General features: G+C 66.4%; 1 protein-coding gene. It reads right to left on the reverse strand.

Going from position 1 to position 1,258, the window contains the following annotated elements; genetic code table 11:
• On the reverse strand, nt 1–1,078 hold a 1,078-nt coding region (locus tag ACWDU1_RS32430), incomplete at its 3' end, for an oxidoreductase (protein ID WP_450004231.1).
• Nucleotides 1,079–1,258: the final 180 nt, after the last annotated feature.

A 1,258-nucleotide genomic window follows, 5' to 3' on the forward strand; every position in this document is an offset into this window, starting at 1 on the left:
TCGGATGCAGCATTGCGTAGTCGAAAGCCGCGAGTGGAGCACCATTCTGGATGCGGCGCGGCAGGTCTGGATTCGCCAACGCGCCGCGACCCAGCGACAGTACGTCGGCATGCCCCCCGGCCAGCACATCCGCGGCCTGCTGCAGCACGTGCATGCCACCGTTGGCCACAACCGGCCGGTCGGAGACCTCACGCGCCAGCTGGGTGATGGTCGTACCGCTCGGAAAGCGCGCGGTGTCGATGAAATCCCTGCCCTCGCTCGCGATATGCAGGAAGCTGGCCGCTGTCAGGGCGGCGAATACCGCCCGTGCGTCGGCCTCACCGCCGGGCCACCGATAGGTGAAGTCGTTGACCTTGGTCTGCGACAGTCGCACTCCGACCGGAAAATCGCCCACAGCGGCGCGCACTTCGTTCAGCACCCGGGCGGTGAGCCGGATACGGTTCGTCACCGATCCTCCGTACTCGTCGGTGCGCTGATTGGTGTAGTCGGTGAGAAACTGGTCGAGCAGATAACCGTTCGCGCCATGGATTTCGACACCGTCGAAGCCGGCCGCTCGCGCGTTCTCGGCGGCGGCGACGAAACCGCCGACCACATCGTCGATATCGCGTGCCGACATCTCCCGGGGCACACCCCACACGCCGCCCGCCCCGCCGTAATCGACCATCATCTGTCCGCGCGGCCGAACGGCCGACGGGCCTATGGGCTCGAAACCGCGGGAGTTGCCCTGCGAGATCGCGCCCGCATGCATCAGCTGTGCCGTTATCGCGGCTCCGCCGGAGTGGACGGCCTCGACCACAGCCTGCCAACCCTCGACATGCCGGCCGGTCACCAGGCCCGGCTGATTGAAGTAGCCCTGGCTGTGGGTGGAATCGGTGTAGATGCCCTCGGTGGTGATCAAACCGAAACCGCCCAGGGCGTATTCACGGTAGTAATCGACCATCTGCGCGGTCGGCCTGCCATCGGGTGTCGCGGATACGCGAGTCATCGGAGCGACCGCCAGGCGGTTGCGTAGCGGTAGCGCCGCGAGGTGAAACGGCTCCAGAGCCGGATGGGTCAGATCGCGTTCGGTGGTTGTCAACGGGTCAACTCCTCGTCTGGTGGGCTGCGTGCACGGCGCTCTGCCGAACACGCGACGACGAGCTTTCCCGGCCGTGTCGGCAGGCACCAGTGCCCGGCGTACCGCTGTTCCGAGAACCTGGTTCCGGCAGACCTAGCTTTGCCGGTCGCGCTCGATGAGCGTGCGTAACGCCTGTTCGGT

Source organism: Nocardia sp. NPDC003345, assembly GCF_053589395.1.